We start from the raw sequence: 22,427 nt of genomic DNA, 5'->3' as shown, positions 1-22,427 counted from the left end.
CTTCGCCAAAGCCATCAGCCATAACATTGCTTTCTAACAAATTTCTAAAATTAACGCTGTATCTGCAAAAAAAAAATCTAAGAAAAGAAATTAGACGCAGATAAATGTGCTAAATATGGATAATGGACATCGCAAGGGGAGCCTCCCTTAAAAGAAAATTGCACCGCCAACAGTCACCAGCCAATCGGTCCGACCGGCACCGTCAACAAAACCTGAATTGTTGATTTTATTTATTCTCCCATCTAAAGACAAGCTCAAAAACCGCCCTACTGTTTTTCCTATTTCAACCACGCCCTGATGATGCTTTTCCTGGATGGGACGATCACTGCCGCGGCGTTCATAATTGTAGCTTAAAACCACTTTAGACTCGCCGGGCAAAAAGCAAACCAATTCGGCAAAATAATCGTTCGTCCCCCCTCCGGCATGGTGGCCGAGTAATTTGCCCTCGTAAGTGTATCCCGACCGGTAGATTCCGTGGCGGTACCACATCGGCGAATTGTCATCGATATGCGACAGGTCCGCATATTCCAGCCGAAGCGACAACCGGCCACTCGGTTCGATGCGCGGAAAATAAAAGCCCGCCAACCTGGCGGAGTTCGCCAACCAACCGCCGGCTTCATCTTCTCCACCGGCTTCACCGTAGAATTCAACCCCCCACATAAACGGGAATTTAAGCCGAAAATCAACCGCTGCGACGGAATTGCTGGTATCTTCACCACCAGAAAGGTTCTTTCCGCTGATAATCGTTAAAAAATCGGCCCCGCCGACACCGGGGCGCCCTTCCCCGCCGAACATAATTCCGCGTGACGCGCCCAACGTGAACCAGTCCACAGGTTGCAACGCCATTCTGACCCCGGAAAAATACGGTTTCGGGACGACCCGCTCCGCCTCCAGCCGACTCCAGAACAGATCCAGTTTGAATCGACCGAGATATTTCAGGAACCAGGGTAAACGGATGGGACTGGGGTTGGTGATCCGCAACATGTCAAGCGGCTGGGCATTATTGCTCAGCACCAGAGCACCGTGCCGCCCCGGCCCCCACCAGAGTGACTGGCGTCCGAGTGAGATTTCAAAAGCGCCCAGTTGAGTGGCAACACGACCGTTACGTAAGGACACGTCAGTTGAAGCTTTTTTGCGACCGTTGTCAACGATGAGCAACTGCGGACGCAGAGACAAAAGGCCGAACGAGCCGAGACGGGTATCCGCTGAGAACGTCAGTTGGGCATTATTGTGTTCACTGTAGGATATCCCGTCGTTATTGACATTCAAAGGGAACTGTGCCGCCACGACACCGGCACCAACAATCGCGACATCACGCCCTTCCTGATAGCGATATTGTGCGCTGAACTCGCGAAGCGGCACGAAATAACTGCTGGCGGGGCGTTCAGGATGCTCCAGTGCACGTAGTTCGGTGCAATAATCCCGTTCGAGTCGGAAGAGCAGCTCCCGACCGATCTGGGGTGAGTCAATGAGGGTCAGGCGAGTCAGCCCTTCGTTGATCTGACGGGCGACTTCATTTCGCGTATAGGGACGAGTTCCCTGGAATGTTGTTTGAATCAGTCCAAGACCGGACAGCTTGTCCAGCGCTGGATAAACCCAGCTGTCAAGGGGGGTTATTGTGGACGGGGGCGCCGCTGACGCACTCTCTACGACGGACAACGGCAAGGCTACAACGAAGAACAACAGCAACAATCGCAACAGAAGCACGCAGACTCTCCTCCAACCCATCAGACATTTCTTAAAGGGGGAAACCTACCAGAAAGAACGCGTGATGACAATCTCTTTTCGCGGTTCCGCCACGTCCGGTTTACTGCTCGAAGGATCAAGATATCAATCTTTTCTCCTTGCACCTAAAAACCCTGGAATTGCCGGGCAGAGGTCTCGGGGTCTCAACAACCGACAAATTTTTTTTTGCCGCTGATAGAGGCGGATAAGGGCGGATAAGGACGGATGACGGCAAAACCTTAAAACCAGCATCAAGACTCGGGGGTTAACCTAAAAAAAGCTGTTCGTTTGCTTTTGTGGCCTTGAGAATCTGCTTTGCTTTGCCGATGGCATTTTTAACAAGAATCTGCAACGCATGCAGCACTCCGTTCTGCTCCAGTCGCGTCAGTTTTTTACCTGCAAGCAGGGAGTCGCGAACTTCATCCAACATCGACGCCTGGGCCTGCGCAATCAGGGAGGTTTCAAAAAATTACTTGTCATCATCGGTCACTATGCACTCTGGAAAAGAGAGAAACCATGTTTCCCCGGCTGACGACCTGGGAGAATATCCCGGCAAGCTACAGCCCCCAATACGCCAGCCCCTCTTTTTCTACCGCTCCCCTGGAAAGCACGCCCTTGACATCCACCACTACGCCGCAGCCATCATTACAGCAAATCTGTTTGAGCGCTGCAGGAGTAAAGCGTTCCCGAAACTGTTCATGGGCCACTGCCCACACGACCGCATCGACCCTGCCGACAGCTTCCACATCGATTAGTTGCAGATCATATTCGTGGCGTGCCTCTGCGGCATCTGCACAAGGATCCGTAACGAGTACCTCGACGCCATAATCCTGCAATTCGCGGATAATGTCGATCACCTTGGAGTTGCGTATGTCCGGGACGTTTTCCTTGAAGGTCAAGCCCAACACCAGCACGCGGGAACCCCGGACAGCTTTCCCGCAATGAATGAGCTTCTTGACGGTATGCTCCGCGACATACTTGCCCATGCTGTCGTTAATGCGCCGACCGGCGAGAATAACCTGCGGGTGATAACCAATCTCTTCGGCTTTAAAGGTGAGGTAGTAGGGATCAACACCGATACAGTGCCCACCGACCAAACCTGGCGTGAAGTTGAGGAAATTCCATTTGGTGCCTGCTGCCGCAAGAACGTCCCGGGTCGAAATACCAAGCTTGCCGAAAATAATCGCCAGTTCGTTCATGAGGGCGATATTGAGATCGCGCTGGGTGTTCTCGATAACCTTGGCGGCCTCGGCCACTTTGATCGACGTTGCACGGTGCACCCCGGCGGTTACCACCAACGCGTAGACACTGGCAATCGTCTCAAGAGCTTCTTCATCTTGCCCGGAAACAACCTTGACGATTTTGTCGACGGTGTGCACTTTATCCCCCGGGTTAATCCGCTCGGGGGAATAGCCAACCTTGAAGTCGACCCCGCATTGCAGACCCGATTCGGTCTCCAGAATTGGCACACAGATCTCCTCGGTCACGCCGGGGTAGACGGTCGACTCAAAGACAACGATAGATCCCGGCATCAGATTGCGGCCAATCGTGCGTGCCGCCGATTCGACGGGACGCAGGTCGGGGCGACGATGCTCATCAATCGGCGTGGGTACGGTGACAATGAAAAAACGGGCTTCCTTTAAACGTGCCGGGTCAAGGGTATAATCGATGCGCGTCGCCGCCAGTTGTTGCGCCGAAAGTTCGCCGGTGGCATCATAACCACGTCTGAGTTCAGCAATTTTCTTGTCATTAATATCGAAGCCCAGCACCTCGACAACCTTGCCGAAGGCCGCTGCCAGCGGCAGACCGACGTAGCCCAGACCGACGAGTGCAATTTTTGCCTGCTTCTTTTTTATTGTTTCGACAGTGACCATTCCTTCTCCGTCTCACTTAATCCCTTGACATCACGATGATAAAAACATTCAACAGCTTTGCGTCGACACAACGATTCAGGATGGATATCCTCCCGGAACTTCCGTACCCCGAAAATTAACCATCAGCTCTCTTTGACCCGATAAACCCCATGATGCGCTTCAGTATCGTCCCGATGGGCCTTGAGATCAGTTGCGACTCCATCGATTTTATCTGACAACCGTATGTCAGTCGCCTTAAGATCGGCAGCAACGGCATCGATCTTCTGATTCAGGGTGTCGATCTTGAAATCAACCAGATCAAAGCGTTCATCGGTCTTGCGGGAAAGGTCGCGAATTTCACTGCGCAGTAATTCATGCCCTTCGAGAACCAGATCGAATTTACTGTTGATATCTTCCAGAACAACCTCAAGATATGCTTTTTTCATTCGATCTCCTTCGTGTCTTTCAGGCTGCCAGGTTAACGCAAAATCAAAAAACACAAAAACTCTTTTTTAGCCGCTGATAAAAGCGGATAAGGGCGGATGACGGCAAAAGCTTAAAACCAGAATCAAGACTCGGGTTAACCTAAAAAAGCTGTTAGTTTGCTTTTGACTTATCAGCGGCTAAAAGGAATAACTCTCCACCCGCTTCAGTTGCACAGTGTTGTAGGTTGACTCCTCCATGAGAAATTCGTAGACCTTGAGGTACTTCCCTGAACGAAGGATTCCGAGCAGCACCGTCTCATCGAAATTCATGTAGTCGTGAATCATGGCATTTCGAAAACCGACTGCCGCCATCAGGCTCTGGTACAGGGCATCGTCCAGCAGTCCGGTTTCAAACATGATGACCAGGGCATCTCGAGCCCGGGACGGTACCAGGGGGCAATTGTAGTGCTTCAGGATGCGGCGCGCTTTGCCAATGGCGTTTTCGATCAGGATCTGCATGGAGGCCCTGGCGGCGCGAATCTCGATTTTGTCGAGCGCACCGCTCTGGATAACCTTTTCCTGCAGTTGGTCGAGCACCTCTTTTTCGGCCTCGGCAGTCTGTCTGGAACTAGCCAAGTAGTCTGCAAAGCTCATCTTCAGTCCCTTTTATGAGAATGTAGCGCTGTTTGATACTCTTTTTAATGGCCTGCGACGCGACCTCCAGATCGACCAGGTCAAAATCGCAGTCGGCCAATCGTAGTGCCTGCCCCAGTTCGACGCGGGCTTTGGCCAGATGTCCCCAATCGGCGGGCGCGCTTTTGTCCAGCAGCACGGCAAAGTCGTAATCGCTTTTGGCACCAGCGGGCACCCTGCCCTGGGCCCGTGATCCAAAAAGGACCGCCAGCTGAATCAAGGGGATGGCGGCGAAGGTTTCCCGCAGTTCACTTGGCGTAAAGTCACGAACCTGGCCGTAAATTCTCTTGTATTCGTTCATCATGCGACGCACGCCCTGTCAGCCGCGAAAATACCCATTTCCCCCTTGTCTGTTGCCAGGAGGCCTGAAGATCTTTTTCTGCCGCGGATTCAATCTGATTCAATCTGATAGTTAAAGCCTCAAACCAAACCCAGATCTTGGGTTTTATCCGCTTTTATCAGACCTTATCTGCGGCTAAAACAAGTCCCGGCCTATTGCTTCTTCCCGGCCCTGCGTAAAGACAATCGACCTTTAATCTCATCCCAGAGCATGCGATCATCAGCTGACATCCGTCCCCCATACTCGCGGATAAAAGCAAAGAGTACCGCCATGAAACCAGCGACAAAGGTCACTGCTAACACCATCAATGCACGTTTCGGCTTGCTCTTGCGATCCGGGGGGACGGCCTGGTCGAGAACCTGTATTGTCGAGGTGTTCTTTGACTCCTCAATCTTGGCCATTTCATACTGCCTGGTCAGCAGCTCGAAAAGGGTTTCCTGAATTTTGAAATCACGCAGCAGACGGGCATACTGCAAGCCGATTTCCGGCACATCGGCGGTGGCAATAAAGACATCACCGGAAACTTTCTTGCCATCCGGCGACTGTTCCAGCCGCCGCAGCTGCTCTTTAAGTGCGGCTATCGATTCACGCAGCGCCTTGACCTCGAAATTCTGCTCGGTCTGAAACGACTGGGCGACCCCCAGCTCAACTTCCTTGCTGGCAATCTCCCCCTTGATCCTGCCGAACGCTTCAATCGTCGCTGTCGCCTGGGCATCGATCTTGATCGCCTTGTTCGCGATCTGGAAATCGCGTAGCGCCTCTTCCGCCTTGACCAGTTCCGCCTTGACCAGCTTCAACCGTTGTTCAAGAAAAACGCGCTGCCGTCCGGCGCTGTTCAGGTTGAGCTGCAAGTTGAGTTTCTGCAGTTCCTCAACAAAGGCATTGGCGATATCTGCGGCGCGCTCGGGCTTTTCGTCCTCGACACTGACAGCGATCATCCCGTCCTTCTTGCCAAGGGAGACATCGACCAATTTGCTCAGTTTCACATACATCTTCACCCGGTAATCCTGCTCATAGACGTTCATCAAGTCAAAGCGGTCGATGATAGCGTCGGAAACCGAGCGGCTCTTGAGCATCGCGACATAGAGATCGCCCGAACCCCCGCCTGCTGAAACGCCGGCCAATGCAGCCAGGTCACTCATCCCGCCGAGCATCGACGCCAGCCCCCCCTTACTCTCACTGGGCGGCATGATACGGGTGGTGGCGGTGTAGATATTCGGCATCAGGAGGGTGACACCGCACGCCAGCACAAAGGTCACCCCACAAACCGCAACAATCGTGCGCCAGTTTTTAGCCAGCACCAGCAGATATTCGAGCAGGTTGATCTCGTCATCTGCGACGTACGAATCCTGAACGGTTGTCTCTTTTTGCTGATTATTATCCATATTATCCATCATGCCTCATCAACCTGCGACTGGAGAACAGACTGCGCAAACTCACGAAAATCACCTAACCGCGTTTCAACAATACTGCGCACCACCGCAAGGTTCAGCTTGCGATAATCATGCACTGCAATATTGCGAAAACCGACCATCGCCTTGAGTCGGTCTTTCAACGACGCATCAACCATGCCTGCCTCGAAAAGAAAATCAAAGGCATCACGGGACTCCTGTGGAATCCCCAGTTTACGCACGCGTACCAGATGCATCGCGAGGTCGATCGAAGCTTCACAGGCACGTTGCAGATTGAGGATGATCGAGTCCTGACGGGTAAAATTACTTTCAAGTTCAGCCTCATGGCCACGGTACTCGGTTTCGACACGGGCCAGACAACGTTCGATGATCGTGACCTTGTTCAACAGAACATCATTATTTGCCATAGACGCTTCCTCGCTGTCGCGCGTCATCAATAATCAGCTGCCGCTCTTCGTTCAGACGGGCATAACTGGAAAAAACATGATCTTCGAAGCGCCCGGCAGCGTCACGATTGGCACAATAAAGACGTTCACCTGTCGCCACCACCTGCATGCGCAAAACGGTTGATGCCTGCCACAGGTCGACCAGATCAACATTTTTTCGCGCCAGATTCGCCAGCTGTTGAGCGATTTCCCAACGCCGCAACGAGTCAAGGGGCGACTCCGGCAACAACGCCAGGTCAATATCACTGTCCAGGCGCTGATCATCCGTTCCAAAGGAACCAAAACGATAAATCGCGATACAGTCGGGAACAGCCAGGCGGAGCGTCTCAACCATGCTGTTTATTAATTGCGCGGGTAGCGGGTCCATAAATGTTCAGGAATCCATTCGATCGTATCAAGATCATTCCATGGTCACGCGGCGTAAATCAGAACGAGGCAATGGCCGCCGCGCCGAGGGCCATTTGATAGAAAATTGTCGAGATATCCTTGACATTGCGCATGACCGCCATTTTTTCGATTTCCTCGGGGACAAAAATGGTGTCACCGGGGTAGAGCACTGTCGTGTAAAACCCGCCAAATTCCCAGCGGAACCGATCGCCATTCCAGCGGACCCCGAGCCCTGCCTGTTTATTGCTTAAAACCGTTCCATCCGCTCGGACGATGAACATCGCCTCTTCGTTGGCCGTTTCTTTTATCCCCCCGACCCGATCAAGATAATAGGCAACGGTCTGCCCTGGTCGACAGATCAGCGAAACCGGGTTGTAAACCTCACCCAAAACCGCGACCGATGCCGGATTTTTCGGGATAACAACCTCATCTCCCGTCATCAGGGGAATATCCATAGTGCTCCCGGCCAGTTCTTCCAGCGGCAGAAAGTTTGCCACGATGCGCCCGGAAACCGGCATATTGCGCAACTTATCGATCATCGTTTTCCGGTTTTCAAGCAGGGCTTTTGCCGAGGCGAGTTCTTCGGCACTGACCGCTCCCGCGGCGATCTCATACGACATCTGGGCCATCACTTTTTCCTGTTCGGCAATCAGTTTTTCGACATTGGCTTTTTGCAAAGCTTTCACTGATTCTCTGGACAGGGTGGCGCCACGCAGATAGGCCTCACCGGTGTACCCTCCGGCCCGCTGCAAGAGATCGCTCAATGTTTCCTGTCTGTTGATCGCGTAAGTTCCGGGAAAGAGGACTTCTCCACCAACAGTGACCGTGAGTCGTTCGTTATAACCGGGGACTGAACGAACGAAAAGATGATCTTCAGCCTGCAACGCAAGATTGTTGTCGGCATCCCCTTGTAACGCCCGGTCCAGATCGATCAGAACACGTTCGGTGCGTGTTTCTTTGCCGACCGGGGTGAAACGGCACAGTTCCGCCTGAGGTAAATAGGCAAAGTTCCTGACATTCCCCGCCTGCATGATCAGATCGCGAACGGTCATGCTCGCGTAGAGCTGATATTCCCCCGGATTATTCACCGCGCCCAAAATATTAACCGTGGCTAACTCCTCCATTTGTTTGCGGGAGAAAATGTGGACTTCATCAAATTCATGCAAACGATGGTTGTTCTCGAGATTCCCGCCTGCCGCCATCTCCGGATTGAAGGTGATTTTTTCAGGGCGATAATAGGGCGGCTGAATGCGCAGGATTTCGGCCATTTCGGTAAAATAACCGGGGAGCAGATTGTCTTTCGTCAGCAGGTCGGCAACCCGCATGCCGGGAACCCATTCAAATCGCCCCGGACGATTGACATATCCGCTGAGCCGGACGTAACGGGTCGCAAAGGCGGGAAGGGCCGCAACCCTGACAAGATCACGATCTGCCAATGGCACGTTGAGACTGTCGGTCGTTGTTTTTGCCTTGAGATCCAGGTTGTAATCGAGGATGACTTTGCCCTGCGCACCATCGACGCGTTCAATCTGGACATGATCGGTGACCGCCATGGCGGTCACTCCGCCCGCCATTTCCAGCAACGTTGTCAGGTTTTCTCCAGCGATCAGTTCATAGATAGCCGGGCGACGAACCTCGCCACTGATCCCCACCTGAGACACCGCAACCGGAACAAAAACCGTATCCCCGGATTGCAGTCTGACATCGTGACTGCGGTCGCCGGTCAGGAAAAAATCATAAAGGTCGACAGCGGAAACGGTTTCACCGGTGCGCATCAGGCGAAGGTTGCGCAAGGTCCCTTTTTTGGTTGGCCCGCCCGCCGCGTGAAGCACATTCAGTACGGTCGACAGGGCATTTACGGTATAGGTTCCGGGCTGATTGACCTCGCCGACAACATAGACCTGAATCGACCGCAGGGCACCGAGACTGACATTCAATTCAAAGCCGGAATAATATTTGGCGATCTGCTTGCGGATCGTTTCACGGATTTGTGCAAAAGACTGCCCCCAAAGCTGAATCGCGCCGATCTTCGGCAAAACGATTTCCCCGTTGCGGGCCACCTCGACACGAAAATTCCCGTTCAAACTCCCCCAGATGTCGATATTCAAACCATCGCCAGGACCAACGATGTAATCAGGGCCAACCAGCCCCGATGCTTCAGAGAGGACTTGTCCGGACCTGGTAAAAAAATCGTAGCCAAATTGCACAAGAGGTTGTTTAGATTTGGTATTACTTAAATCCGCGTCAAACCAGACACCTTTGTCTCCCAGCGATTCAAGGAATGTCTGGCGCTCACGTAGGGGAAGAGTCAGCAAATAACGTCGCTGATCTTCTTTATCAAGTTTTTTGAACAAACGCATTTTCTGTGCGGCAATCACGCCCCCCTCAAGGGATAGCAGTTGGGTCAATGGGTCTTCAATGTCAGAACGATTGATCTCCTTTGTGCGAGATTCACCACCTATAAATTCCCCCAGCGGCAGATGCGGAGTCGAAAAAAATCGCTCGGCGCTAGATTCAGGCACACGTTCAGGTGCCAAAGCAGGTGATTGCTGTTTAATCTCACCCTGTTTTTCAGGGGTGGCCATAACGCCCGATTGCCCTGTCGTCTGGTCACGGTTGAACCCTGTCGTCTGGTCACGGTTGAACCCTGTCATCTGGTCGTCTGACAAAAGTTCAGCACACAATGGCAGACGCGTAAAGGCCATAAAGAGCACTATTAATACTAGAATTTTACGTCGCATTACAAACGGTTCCCCTGTCCGGCAAAGTTATATAAAGCAGTATTGCGATTTTCCACCAAGAGCCTGTCCGAGAATAAGGGCCGCAGCGAAAATCCAAAAGTTTGAGAGCAGATTTTAGCTCATTTGCAGCCTCATAGCCGTAGCTATGGGGCAAAAAGGAGCTGAAATATGAGCCAAGCTGGGTTTGCAGCCGATCATTCATTCTCGGACAGGCTCCTAGTACCCTGTAACCCATAATCTTTCGCATCTTGCTTGTTCTTTGCCGCGTCAGCTACGTTCCGATTTCAGCTGTTTAGCTACGGCTAGGCAACAGAAATCGCGCCTTGCTGACACGTCAAAGCCCTGCGCAATCCCTCGAAATCCTATGGGTTACAGGGTACTAGTCACCAGATACGCGTTATAGTGAAGCTCGCGGCATGATCTGTTCGTTCGACACCTGCAACATAGCCCACATTCTCGATAGAATCGTTTGCGTAGCGGGCGTTAAGTTGCCAGTCAGGCGCGACCATCCAGTCGACAGCCACAAACGGCTGCCGGTGCTTTTCGAAAACAGCTTGATCAAAACCACGTTTTTCCCAATCACACCCCAAAATCATTTGTACACTGTCAGCCAGCCACCAATCAAGTGCAATATACCAGTCTTTGGCCCCGCCACCGACGTGATGGCCAAGGATCTTTCCATTATAGGTATATCCCGACCGGTAAAGGGAGTGGCGATACCAGACCGGGCTTGAAAGGTCAGCATACTCCAGTCGCAATGAAACAGCTTCACTCGGTTCAATCACCGGCAGGTAAAGCCCGCCAATATAGGCATTTTTGGCGATCCAGTGCCCCGCTTCATCTTCACCGCCGACTTCACCGTACAACACCGTGTTCCAGAGAAAGGGCAGATAAAGACTAAAATCAACAGCGGCCAGCGAGTTGCTGGTGTCTTCACCACCGTGCAGATTTTTCCCCCCTAAAATGGTGACAAACTCACTGGTATCAACATCCGGTCGCCCTTTGCCGCCAAAGATGACACAGCGCGACAAACCCAGCTCGAACCAGGGAAACGGCTTGACATCGATGCGCATTCCGGCAAAGTAGGGCTCGGCAACCGTGCGCGCTTCTTCCAGACGACTCCAGAAAAGGTCCAAACGCAGCGGCCCTAAAAAACGCAAAAACCCCGGCAATATGAGCGGTGACGGATTGGTTATCCGCAGCAGGTCCAGCGGCTTTGCATTGTTGCTCAGAACCAGCGAACCGTGCCTGCCACGTCCCCACCAGAGTGATTGTCGACCAACTGAGAGTTCAAATGCAAAAAGTTGCAGCGCCAGTTTACTGTGACGCGTCTCGAAGTGACTCTCCGCCTGGGTGTAATTATTTTCCAGATAGCTCAGCGACGGCTGCCAACTGACCAGCAGCCAGTCAGAAAAACGCAGCTTTGATGTCCAGCCCAGCTCAACGTTATGGCTTTCTGAATAATCCCTGCCCTGATTGTTATAATCGAGTGCAAACTGTCGCGCATTGGTTCGCGGAATTGTCGTCGGTTGTCCGTCACGATAATCATAACCCAGGGTAACGCGGGTGATGGGCTGAATATAGCTCTTTGCGGCAGAGGAAGAAGTGGCCGGAATATCACTGGCAAACTCATTTTTCAAGCGCCTGAGAAGTTTCCGGTTGAGGGGTGAAGCACCCCGCTCGGAGAGCAGGTTCTGCTCTGCCTCGACAACCAGACGCGCCGCCTCGGAGCGGGTGTACGGCGTATTTCCGGACAATGCTGATTGCACCACTCCGGACGCAGCCAACCGGTCGAGGGCGGAATAAACCCAGCTGCCCAAGGGCAGCGACGAAGAAACTTCTGCTGCATGCGCGCTCACGCAAAACACACACCAAAAGACTGAGGCGAACAGAAACTGACGCAAAAAATCGGACCTCCCAAGAATGGTATTGAACAAGGGGCGAAAAATAACAGAAAAACACTTTTAATTCAAAATAAAAATATGCACTCCGACGATGAGCTATGGCTGTCGTTTTAAGTATCGTCGCAACAAGAGAAGAGAAATCGCGCAACAAAGGTAAGGCAAAGCAAACCCGAACTGCCGGTAAAGTGTCGACCCGGCGCCGGGGGAAATCCCGGCGGTCAGCGTTGCCTCCATGAACAACCCGCTTTGCGCAATAATTTCCCCGGACGGCGCAATAAACGCGCTCACCCCGGTATTGGCCGCGCGAGCCACCCAGACGCGGTTTTCAATCGCGCGCATCCGCGTCATCGCCAGATGCTGCCAGGGCGCGGAGGTGTTGCCGAACCAGGCGTCATTGGTGATATTGACCAGCAGATCGGCCCCGCGCCGCACATACTCCGCCGCCAGTTCGGGGAAGATTCCCTCAAAACAGACCAACACGCCGGCCTTTTTTCCGTCAAAGTCGAGAGGAGTCATTTCACCGGGGGAAAACTCGCCGATTCCGACGACCAGTTTATCAACAAACGTAAGTATATTTTTCAGCGGAACATATTCACCGAAGGGCACCAGATGGATCTTGTCGCTGCGCCCCGATATTTCACCGCTCGGGGTCAGCATGAAGGCACTGTTAAAATAACGTAAATCCTCTCCGTTCGCTTCGTAGGCCGGACTGCCGAAAAGCAAATAAACCGACTGGTCGCGGGCGACGTCACGCACCTGGCGGGACAACGGATTGCTCTCCTGAAAATAGAAGGGCGTCGCGCTTTCCGGCCAGATAATCAACTCCGGTTTGACCATCGCCGGGCGGAGCGAAAGGTGCCGGTAGGTATCGAGGGTAACTTGCTGGTAGGCGGGGTCCCACTTCAGTGACTGAGCAATATTGCCCTGCACCAGGGTCACCCGGGTACGCTCATCCGTCGTGCCAGTGTGTGGATTATCGAGCCGAAACCAGCCATAACCGATAATACAGAGGATGAGCAACACGGTCCCCGCCAGCACCGGTCTCAGTTCAATCCGGCGCACACGCTCAGCCAGAAGCCACTCGGCAATCACGGCATTGACCAGCATGATGATAAAACCGATGCCGTAAACCCCGAACATGTCGGCGAACTGGGCAACGATCAGGTTGTCGCTCTGCGAATATCCGAGCAACCCCCAGGGGAATCCGCTGAACAGCTTCGCCCGTACAAACTCCAGAGCAATCCATAACGCCGGCAATGACAGGTAATAGGGGAGATGAATTTTTTGACGCAGGGCAACCGCAAAAAAGACGGCAAAAGCAAAATAAAGGGCAAGATAACCGCTCAATAACAGATAGGCCATCAGGGAGAAAAACCAGTTCAATCCCCCGAAGGTGGTCATAACGACGTTCACCCAGTAAAGAACAAGGGCAAAGAAGATCACACCGACGATGAAACCGTTTCGCCACGGGCGCTGTCGTGCGGCAATCAGCACCGGGACAAAGGCGAACCAGGCACAAAGATAGAGGCCGGGACGGGGATAGGCGAGCGCCAGCAAGATCCCGCTGGCAAGACTGGCCATCAATGCTGAATCAATCGGCAGACGACGCATGATCAGGCAACGGGAAGAGTATCGGAAGGATCAAGCGGGGTGACACGCACTTTACGAATTGAACGCGCATCACTCTCGACAACACTCATGCGCAGCCCCTGATCAACAACTTCCTCTCCCGATTTGGGAAGGTAACCAAAAATCTGGCACAGATACCCGCCGACTGAATCGATCTTGTCCCGCAATATTTCCACCTTGAAATAGTTTTCAAACTCCTCCAGACTCATGCGGGCATCGACCAGCACGTTACCATCCGACTCGACAATCAGCAGATCTTCTTCCCGATCAAACTCGTCCTGAATATCCCCGACGATCTCTTCCAGCAGGTCTTCAATCGTAATCAGCCCGGAAGTTCCGCCATATTCATCGACGGCGATCGCCAGATGAACGCGTTTGACTTTAAATTCCTGAAGGAGTTCCTCAATATTCTTGGTTTCAGGGACAAAATAAGGCTCGCGCATGACCTTGCCGAGATTAATCTCAGCATTGTCAACCCCCCAGTAATTGAGCAAGTCCTTGGCGTAAACGACACCGACGATCCGGTCGACACTCCCCGCATAGAGCGGAATACGGGAATGCCCGGCATCGATAATTGACTTGAGAACCTCGCTAACGCCAGCTTCGACCGCACAACAAACCATGTCGGTTCGCGGTACCATGATTTCACGTACAATCGTCTCGCCAAGGGTAAAGATCGAGTGAAGCATCTCCCCTTCATCTTCGTTGATAACGCCTTCGGCCTCGGATTTCTCAATAATTTCCTGGAGTTCTTTTTCCGTTAAGGCGGGACGCGGCCCACCAGAAAGCAACAGAAAAAAACGTTTCCAGAGCGGGAATAAGTGCTTTTCTTCTTTACCCACAAGAGCCCCTTTAAGATCGATACACTGATTGATAGATTGGCAGCGAGTCTTCCCCGGTCAAAACCTGCTCAGGCATGATCTGTGGCAGTCAACATTTCGGTTTCAATCAAGCGAAAGATTTCCTGTTCTTTTGCTTCCATGATCCGGGCTTCACATTCATCGCCGCGCTCATGATCATATCCCAGCAGGTGCAGTATACCGTGCAGCAGAAGGAAAATCAGTTCACGCAGCGGATCGATTCCGGCTTCGAGGGCGTCACGCGTTGCCGTATCGACCGAGATGGCAACATCTCCGAGCAAGGTGGGGTGCACCCCGACGCCGTCACCTTCCTGCATCGGAAATGAGATGACATTCGTCGGCCGATCACGCTGCAGATAGGCTTTGTTCAAAGCGTGGATTGCGTCGTCGCTGACAATAATGATTGACAGTTCCGCGTCAGGACATGCCAAGGCGTTTAAGATCTTCCTTGCGGCCCGCTTCAGCAGTAACGTTGGTATCTTGTGTTTCTTTTGTCGGTTCTCGAGGTGAATCGTCGCCATTTTTCTTTCTCGTTGCGTCTTTGTCGCGCTCTTTAAAGGCCGGTTCGGGGTAGTCAATCCGCTGATGAAAAATCCCGCCCAGAATCTGATTGAAACTCTTGGCGATATTATGCAGGTCTTTCAGGGTCAGTTCACATTCATTGAGCTGTCCGTCGTTAAAGATATTATTGATAATTTTCTGCACCAACCCCTGAATGCGTGCCGGGGTCGGATCGGCCAGGGTCCGGCTGGCGGCCTCAACGGCGTCGGCGAGCATGATCAGCGCCGCCTCCCGGGTTTGCGGTTTCGGCCCGGGATAACGATAATCCTGTTCATTAATCGCCGGCATGTCTGTCCCGGACTGGGTCTTGGCCTTTTCGTAGAAAAATTTGATCAGACCCGTCCCATGGTGCTGACGGATGATATCGACCAGAGCTTCTCCCAGCTTGATCTCACGCGCCATTTCGGCGCCATCCTTGACATGTGAAATCAGAATCAAGGCACTCATCGAAGGGGCGAGACGGTCATGCCGGTTTTCTCCCCCCCTGATGTTTTCAACAAAATACAGTGGTTTTTTGATCTTGCCGATGTCGTGGTAATAAGCAGCCACCCTGGCCAGCAAAGGATTCGCGTTAATCTTTTCAGCCGCCGCCTCGACCAGATTGCCGACAATAATTGAATGGTGATAGGTGCCGGGCGCCTGAATCATCAATTCGCGCAAAATCGGCGTGTTCATGTTCGCCAACTCAAGCAACTTGACATCAGTGGTGTATTTAAACAGGTATTCAACCAGCGGGACCGTGCCATTGACAATCACCGCACACACCAGCCCGTTGCCAAGCGCAAAACCGAGTTTATACAGCAGTTGCACCTCAAATCCACGCCCGCTCAACAGGTGTAAACCGAGAACCAGAGAAACGTTCGCAAGGGACAGAATCAATCCGGCCCGATAAAGGGTCGTGCGTTGTTTACACTGGCGCACCCCGTGTGCGCCAACCAGACTGCCCAGAAACACATAAAGGGTAATAAACAGGCTGTTGCCAAAGAGAACCCCGGCAAGAAGAGCGACTGACAGCGTGAAAAACAGGGCAATTTCAGAGTTGAGTACAATCCGCACCAGCATTGCCCCGGCAGCAAAGGGGATCACGTAATAATAACTGGCACCATCGATCGCAGGGAGCGTCCCTTCGAGGGCGGTCGAAACAAAGATCGAGACTTTGATAAGGACAAAAAGTCCGGCCAGGACAACGGTCAGAAAGAGGATATCGCGGTTACCGGGATTATATTTACGAATATTGCGTCCGGCAAAACGATGCATGATAAAAAACAACAGGTTGATACAGATAAACATTCCGACCGCTGTGCGTTGATTCCCCGGCTCATTCCCCAATTCGCTGAGGGCACGCAATTCCTGAATCTGCTCAGCAGTCACCCGCTCCCCCTCGCGGACGATCATTTCTCCTTTTTTCACCTGAAACAAAACCGGGGCAACGGCTTCCAGCGCCTGTTGTTTGCGTGACTCGGTTTCATTTTTATTGAAAGTCAGATTGGGACGCAAAATCCGTTGACAGACTGCAATCAGCTTCTGCTTCTGCGCCCGGCTCAGACCGTCGATCTGCGTCAAGCGCTCTTGCAGCAACGTCTGGGCAGAGGCCAGGTCAAGGATTCCTTCCCCACCCTTGACCACGTCCTCCTGCTGCGATTGAAGATTGCGCAGCACGACACCACGTTCGACGTCGGCGCTGAAAAGTCGGCGATTGGTAACAATCTTGCTTCGTAGCACCGCATTGATCGCCGTGCGCACCGCCTCAATAAATTCAGGCGTCTTCGGCAAGCCGTCAAGCCAGCGAATTTCTTCAATACTCAAGGAGTCACCGAGCAGCACGGTAACCTGCTGCGCCAACGCTTCAAAATTCTTCTCTCCAGGGGCACTTTCAGCCGCCACCAGGCGAAGGATCTGAATCAATTTCTTTTCAAGCTCTGTCCCGGCGCGCGCATCGTAATCGTATAACGGACGAACCGCGTCAGCCGCCTCCTGGCGTTTCTTGGCGGTCAACCCTTCATCAGGAATCAACATTTCTAGCGGAGCCTTGACGTCGCGTGACGCAACATCTCCCGGCGCATAATGGACCGGCGCAAAGCCTCCTTTGGGAAGGATGACCCAGGTCAGAAAAAAGGTGAGCAGAAACAACAGAAAATACCGCTGAGAGCGACTTTCTGGCCCCGCCTTCTCACGCCAGAAGCCAGCCCACCAGATCTTCAACGGGCTTTCTTTTTCCGCTTTACGCTCGTTTTTTGTCATCATCATGAAAAAGCATCACTTTTTTTTCGAATGCTACGTTGATCGCGTTCATACGCCTGCACAATCGATTGTACGATCGGATGGCGCACAACATCCTGATCCGTAAAGTAATTAAAGCTGATTCCGTCAACCCCTTGCAAGATGCGTCGGGCTTCGACCAGACCGGAGCCCTTTCCGGTCGGCAAATCGATCTGGGTAATATCCCCGGTAATTACCGCGCGACTGCCAAGCCCGATCCGGGTGAGAAACATTTTCATCTGTTCAGCCGTGGTATTCTGGGCCTCATCGAGGATAACAAAGGCATCATTCAAGGTTCGCCCGCGCATAAACGCCAACGGCGCGACCTCCACAACCCCTTTTTCAATCAGCTCCTGCCCTTGCTCCAGCCCCAGCATATCAAATAACGCATCATAGAGCGGCCGCAGATAAGGATTGACCTTCTCGGCAATGTCCCCCGGCAAAAAACCAAGCCGTTCCCCCGCTTCAACGGCCGGTCGTGCCAGCAGTATCCGGCTCACTTCTTTCTTTTTTAAATAGGCGACTGCCGTGGCCATGGCCAGGTAGGTTTTCCCGGTACCGGCCGGCCCGACGCCAAAGACCACATCGAATGAACGCATGGCGTCAAGATAACTTTTTTGCGCCAGACTTTTGGGAGCAATGATCTTGTTGCGTGCCGAGACAAAAACGGTGTCGAGGAAAATTTCTTTGAGTCGGGCACTGGAATCCTGACAGAGAACGCGCACGGCATAATCGATATCGGCCGGATAGAGCGGATACCCGGCAACCAGAAGTGACTGTAGTTCTTCGAGTAATCGTCGGGCAATTTTGGCCTGTGCAGCATCGCCCGTAATCGAGACATCAAGACCGTTCGAACTGATGCGCACGTCCAGCAGACGTTCAATCTTCTTCAGATGCTGATTTTGCTGTCCGAAGAGAAGACCTGCCAGTGCCGGATCGGTACTGGCAAACTTCTCATTATTATTGTTCCCCAAACGTTGTCCTTCCTCTGCCAATAGTGCCAACACATACTGATATCACTCCGCACCTCTAAAATCAATTCTTTTTGCTTTGACGTAAAACCAGAAAAAACTTTCAATTTCCGCCGATTATGGTATAAAACCGCGTGTGACATACGGTTGCGCTGACATTAACCCAAGCAGGGAGAATAAGACGCGATGAGTGAAATCATTGACATTTATGCCCGAGAAATTCTTGATTCCCGTGGCAACCCGACGGTAGAAGTTGAAGTTTACCTCGAAAGCGGCGTGATGGGACGGGCCGCCATTCCCAGTGGTGCCTCGACCGGCGAACGTGAGGCGATCGAACTGCGTGACGGTGACAAAAGCCGCTATCTTGGCAAGGGTGTCGAAAAAGCGGTTGCCAATGTCAATGAGGTTATCTGTGAGGCGCTGATCGGCTGGGACTGTAGCGATCAGGCGGGGATCGACCGTCGTCTGCGCGAACTTGACGGCACCGATTTCAAAAGCAACCTGGGAGCCAACGCACTGCTGGGTGTGTCCCTGGCCTGCGCCAAGGCAGCCGCAGAGGATGCCGGGCTGCCGCTCTATCAGTACATTGGCGGTCCGAATGCCAAAGAAATGCCGCTGCCAATGATGAATATTATTAATGGCGGCGAGCACGCTGACAACAATGTCGATATTCAGGAATTCATGATCATGCCCGCCGGAGCGACCTCATTCAAGGAGGCGTTGCGGATGGGGGCGGAAATTTTTCATGCGTTAAAGAAGGTTCTGAAGGACAAAGGGTACAATACTGCGGTCGGTGACGAAGGCGGATTTGCCCCCGACTTAAAGAGTAATGAAGAGGCGCTGGAAGTCATCATGCTGGCCATCAAAGCGGCTGGATTCAAGCCCGGAACCGATGTCTTGCTGGCCCTCGACGTCGCTTCATCAGAGCTTTACAAGGACGGCAAGTATGTTCTGGCCAATGAAAAAGTCCCGGTTAAAAGTGCGGCAGAAATGGTTGAATTTTATACCGACCTGGTTGCACGCTACCCGATCATCTCGATTGAGGACGGCATGGCGGAAAATGACTGGGACGGCTGGAAGCTGCTCACCGACAAGCTCGGAGATCGGGTGCAAATTGTCGGCGACGACCTTTTTGTCACCAACAGCAAAATCCTCAGAGAAGGGATTGACAAGGGGATCGCCAACTCGATCCTCATCAAGGTCAACCAGATTGGCACCCTGACTGAAACCCTCGAAGCGATTGAGATGGCGAAACGGGCCGGTTACACCTGTGTGATTTCTCACCGCAGCGGGGAAACCGAAGACACCACCATTGCCGATCTGGCCGTTGCAGTCAACGCCGGCCAGATCAAAACCGGGTCACTCTGCCGAACTGACCGAATTTGCAAATACAATCAATTACTGCGGATTGAAGATGAGCTGGACGACGTTGCAATCTTTGCCGGAGCCGATGTTTTTTACAATCTGCGTTAAGTTCTGTGGCGTTATTGTGCTACCGCTGCCCGCTGCGCAAGCAGCGGGTTTTTTTGTGACAACTTAATTCACTGTAATTAACCGCAATAACCTGCTATATTTACGGAGTTTACTTCGATTTCATGGGGCGGTGTATCGGCTCTCGAATATATATTTGCAATCCACTCTTTACGCCAACCGGGCAACTCTCTGGATTGTACCAAAACGATTGAATATTCTTGAGGAATATTCGGAAGGACTTGCATGAGCAGGAAAATGCTGGTGAATGCCACCCATCCCGAGGAAAATCGGGTGGCCATTGTCGAGGACGGCGTTCTGTCCGTTCTGGACATTGAAGTTGCGGGGCACGAACAGACCAAGGGGAATATTTACAAGGCGATTGTCGTCCGGGTTGAATCCGGCCTGCAGGCCGCTTTCGTCGATTATGGTGCGACACGCCTCGGGTTTCTTCAGATTGACGACGTCCATGGTTCATTTTTTCAGGCTGCGGAAGAAAAAAGCGAGGGCAAAAGTCGACCACGCATCAACGATCTACTTCAGCGCGGACAGGAAATCATTGTCCAGGTTGTCAAGGAAGAACGCGGCACCAAAGGTGCGGCACTGACCACCTATCTGTCCCTGGCAGGTCGCTATATGGTTTTGATGCCTGACAGCCGAACCAAAACCCTGTCGCGAAAAATTGAGGCCAGTTCCAAACGGAAAAAGCTCAAGGAGGATATGGACTCGTTCGATTTACCCGATGACATGGGTTATATCGTGCGTACCGCTGCCCTTGACCAGACCAGCACCGAGCTCAAACGTGACTGCACCTATCTGATGCGCATTTACGAACAAATTCTGCTGTCAGCCAAAAAACTCAAGGCCCCGGCCTTGATCTACCGTGAATCAAACTTGGTATTGAGATCGATTCGCGAACACTTCACCCTCGAAACAGACGAAGTTCTGGTTGATGACCCCAAGGTTTTTCAGGAAGCCAAAGACTTTTTTCAGGAAATCATGCCGGAGTACGCGCAACTGGTTAAGCTGCATCAGGAGCGTCGCCCCATTTTTTCACGCTACCAGATTGAAGCACAGATCGAAGCGATCAGCACTAACCGGGTGCCCCTTCCCTCCGGCGGGTCGCTGGTCATAGACCAGACCGAGGCGCTGGTTGCCATTGATGTCAACTCCGGCAAAATGGTCGGTGAACATGGCGTTGAAGCGACCGCCCTCAGAACCAACCTTGAAGCAGCACAGGAAGCTGCCCGGCAGTTGCGCCTGCGCGATCTGGGCGGGTTGATCGTTATCGACTTTATCGATATGCGTGAAAACAAAAATAATCGCGCCGTTGAAAAAGAACTGAAACAAGGGCTCAAAACAGACAAAGCCAAGATTACTGTCGGCAAAATCAGTCAATTCGGCCTGCTCGAAATGAGTCGGCAGCGGATGAAACAAACCCTTATCGAAGCCACCCTGCTGACCTGCCCGCACTGTAACGGCAGCGGCTCGGTCAAAAGCGTCGAAACCCGAGGGGTTGGTTTACTTAGACAAATCCATGCCGGGATCGCCAAAGGGCAGATTGGTCGCGTTGTTGTCGAAGCACCGATCGATGTTGTCTCTTACCTGCTCAATGCCAAGCGCGGCGAATTGACCGAACTCGAGAATAAGCATGAGGTCGAGATCCAGATCCTCGGTCGAACGGATTACTTTGAAGGGCAAAACGACATTCAATTCCTCAAGCGCCAGAAGGAAGAGAATGCCGTTACCCCCCCGGAAGTAGACTCCCCGGTTGATAACATGGTTGAAACACCGCCGGTCGCGACCGCAGTTCCTGGTGGCGAAGACGTCGTAAAGGCAAAGCGCCCCCGGCGGCGACGCGGCGGGAAAGGGGCAAAAACAGCGGCGAGGGAACCTCTTGCAGCACCCCACGAGTCAGTTATCGCACCGGAATCGACGATACCGGAAACAGACACCCCCGTCACGCCAACTGAGGAGGCAGAACAAACCACTCCTCCCCCCGCCAAGAGACGCCGCTCACGGCGGCGAAAATCCTCTGCGCAGAAAGCAGCCGAGACACTGACAGCCTCATCCGCTACCGATCAAGAAGATAAAGACCAGACAACTACAGAGCAGACGGAACCGGCAAGAGAACCTGCCACCGCCGAGGAGATAAAGAAACCACGCCGCCGCACGACAAAAAAATCGACCCCATCGGTCGACCACGTCTCCCCGCTCGACGGTTCTGGCGGAATAACCAGCGCACAGCACCAGCCAGATAGCGGGGAAAAAATTTCTTCCCCGACGGAGGCCGCGAGCAACATTCAAGTGCCACCGGCAAAACGCAAGACAGTCAGGAAATCATCGGCATCGCAAAAAGAAACGGCTGAAGTCACCGCACCACAGGGAACGCCGCCGCAAGAAAAACGGGTGAATGACGTCAAGCCTGCCACTGAAGAAAAAACCCCGGCAAAACGCAGCAGCACCAGGCCCGCTGGCGCGGCACAATTGTCGGTGTCCGATGACCTGCCACAACCGGCCGCCAAAGTGAAACGGACACGGCGCAAAAACGCGTCAACGTCGGCTCCCGAAGAGAACAGGACGCACGACGAGACTGCCGTCAAGGATGCCGTAACAGACACTGCACCGGTTCAAAAGCGACGCGGACGACCTAAAAAAAAGCCGGACGTCGAGACTGCCCCGGACTGACATCTTGATGGCGTCGCAAAAAGTCCGCCCTACTGCGTTACGCCGGTTTTTCAGGACCTCGAC

General features: G+C 52.8%; 18 protein-coding genes. 2 read left to right on the top strand and 16 right to left on the bottom strand.

The genetic code is table 11. The features are described from left to right. Positions 1-147: 147 nt before the first annotated feature. The 16 genes from K0A93_06595 to K0A93_06520 all read right to left on the bottom strand — a co-directional run bounded on the left by K0A93_06595 (position 148) and on the right by K0A93_06520 (position 18,209). Positions 148-1,707 carry a capsule assembly Wzi family protein gene (locus K0A93_06595; GenBank protein MBW6511772.1) on the bottom strand — a complete coding sequence of 520 codons (1,560 nt, stop codon included), beginning with the start codon at positions 1,705-1,707 and terminating at the stop codon, positions 148-150. Positions 1,708-1,990: 283 nt separating this feature from the next. Next, positions 1,991-2,155: a hypothetical protein gene (locus K0A93_06590; protein MBW6511771.1), complete on the bottom strand. Its 165-nt coding sequence runs from the start codon at positions 2,153-2,155 to the stop codon at positions 1,991-1,993. A gap of 127 nt (positions 2,156-2,282) precedes the next feature. Further along, a complete protein-coding gene (locus tag K0A93_06585; protein MBW6511770.1) occupies positions 2,283-3,599 on the bottom strand; it encodes a nucleotide sugar dehydrogenase in 1,317 nt (438 codons plus the stop codon). 122 nt (positions 3,600-3,721) lie between these two features. Continuing rightward, on the bottom strand, positions 3,722-4,024 hold the full coding sequence (locus tag K0A93_06580) for a hypothetical protein (protein ID MBW6511769.1): 303 nt from the start codon (positions 4,022-4,024) through the stop codon (positions 3,722-3,724). Between the two features lie 177 nt (positions 4,025-4,201). Then, positions 4,202-4,639, bottom strand: coding sequence for a DUF86 domain-containing protein (locus K0A93_06575; protein ID MBW6511768.1), 438 nt, complete (start codon positions 4,637-4,639; stop codon positions 4,202-4,204). Further along, a complete protein-coding gene (locus K0A93_06570; protein MBW6511767.1) occupies positions 4,632-5,000 on the bottom strand; it encodes a nucleotidyltransferase domain-containing protein in 369 nt (122 codons plus the stop codon). Before K0A93_06570 ends, K0A93_06575 begins: the two co-directional genes overlap by 8 nt. Positions 5,001-5,188: 188 nt before the next feature. Beyond that, positions 5,189-6,433, bottom strand: a complete 1,245-nt coding sequence (locus K0A93_06565) for a lipopolysaccharide biosynthesis protein (GenBank protein ID MBW6511766.1) — start codon at positions 6,431-6,433, stop codon at positions 5,189-5,191. Further along, entirely contained in the window at positions 6,430-6,855 is a 426-nt protein-coding gene (locus K0A93_06560) for a DUF86 domain-containing protein (GenBank protein MBW6511765.1), read from the bottom strand. Before K0A93_06560 ends, K0A93_06565 begins: the two co-directional genes overlap by 4 nt. Then, positions 6,845-7,261, bottom strand: a complete 417-nt coding sequence (locus K0A93_06555) for a nucleotidyltransferase domain-containing protein (protein ID MBW6511764.1) — start codon at positions 7,259-7,261, stop codon at positions 6,845-6,847. The genes K0A93_06560 and K0A93_06555 overlap by 11 nt, the downstream gene beginning before the upstream one ends. Before the next feature lie 58 nt (positions 7,262-7,319). After that, complete coding sequence (locus K0A93_06550; protein ID MBW6511763.1) at positions 7,320-9,986, bottom strand: SLBB domain-containing protein; 2,667 nt, start codon at positions 9,984-9,986, stop codon at positions 7,320-7,322. Between the two features lie 419 nt (positions 9,987-10,405). Next, entirely contained in the window at positions 10,406-11,881 is a 1,476-nt protein-coding gene (locus K0A93_06545) for a capsule assembly Wzi family protein (protein MBW6511762.1), read from the bottom strand. Positions 11,882-12,022: 141 nt separating this feature from the next. Then, on the bottom strand, positions 12,023-13,537 hold the full coding sequence (lnt, locus tag K0A93_06540) for an apolipoprotein N-acyltransferase (protein MBW6511761.1): 1,515 nt from the start codon (positions 13,535-13,537) through the stop codon (positions 12,023-12,025). 2 nt (positions 13,538-13,539) lie between these two features. Continuing rightward, the gene (locus K0A93_06535) at positions 13,540-14,418 is read right to left on the bottom strand and encodes a hemolysin family protein (GenBank protein MBW6511760.1); all 879 of its coding nucleotides are present in this window, start codon (positions 14,416-14,418) and stop codon (positions 13,540-13,542) included. Between the two features lie 47 nt (positions 14,419-14,465). Further along, positions 14,466-14,936: an rRNA maturation RNase YbeY gene (gene ybeY / locus K0A93_06530; GenBank protein MBW6511759.1), complete on the bottom strand. Its 471-nt coding sequence runs from the start codon at positions 14,934-14,936 to the stop codon at positions 14,466-14,468. Further along, complete coding sequence (locus K0A93_06525) at positions 14,833-17,220, bottom strand: HDIG domain-containing protein (protein ID MBW6511758.1); 2,388 nt, start codon at positions 17,218-17,220, stop codon at positions 14,833-14,835. Before K0A93_06525 ends, ybeY begins: the two co-directional genes overlap by 104 nt. Continuing rightward, positions 17,220-18,209, bottom strand: coding sequence for a PhoH family protein (locus K0A93_06520; protein ID MBW6511757.1), 990 nt, complete (start codon positions 18,207-18,209; stop codon positions 17,220-17,222). The genes K0A93_06525 and K0A93_06520 overlap by 1 nt, the downstream gene beginning before the upstream one ends. Before the next feature lie 183 nt (positions 18,210-18,392). On the opposite strand from K0A93_06520, the gene eno reads away from it, so the two are divergent. Both eno and K0A93_06510 read left to right on the top strand, forming a co-directional pair. Continuing rightward, positions 18,393-19,679 carry a phosphopyruvate hydratase gene (gene eno, locus K0A93_06515; GenBank protein ID MBW6511756.1) on the top strand — a complete coding sequence of 429 codons (1,287 nt, stop codon included), beginning with the start codon at positions 18,393-18,395 and terminating at the stop codon, positions 19,677-19,679. A 243-nt stretch (positions 19,680-19,922) separates the two neighbouring features. After that, positions 19,923-22,364, top strand: coding sequence for an Rne/Rng family ribonuclease (locus K0A93_06510; protein MBW6511755.1), 2,442 nt, complete (start codon positions 19,923-19,925; stop codon positions 22,362-22,364). The last annotated feature ends 63 nt before the right edge of the window (positions 22,365-22,427 follow it).

Source organism: Desulfuromonadaceae bacterium, assembly GCA_019429445.1.
Classification (GTDB): Bacteria; Desulfobacterota; Desulfuromonadia; order Desulfuromonadales; family JAHYIW01; genus JAHYIW01.
Note: the sequence above shows the minus strand (reverse complement) of the source record. Positions and strands in the feature narration are given on the sequence as shown.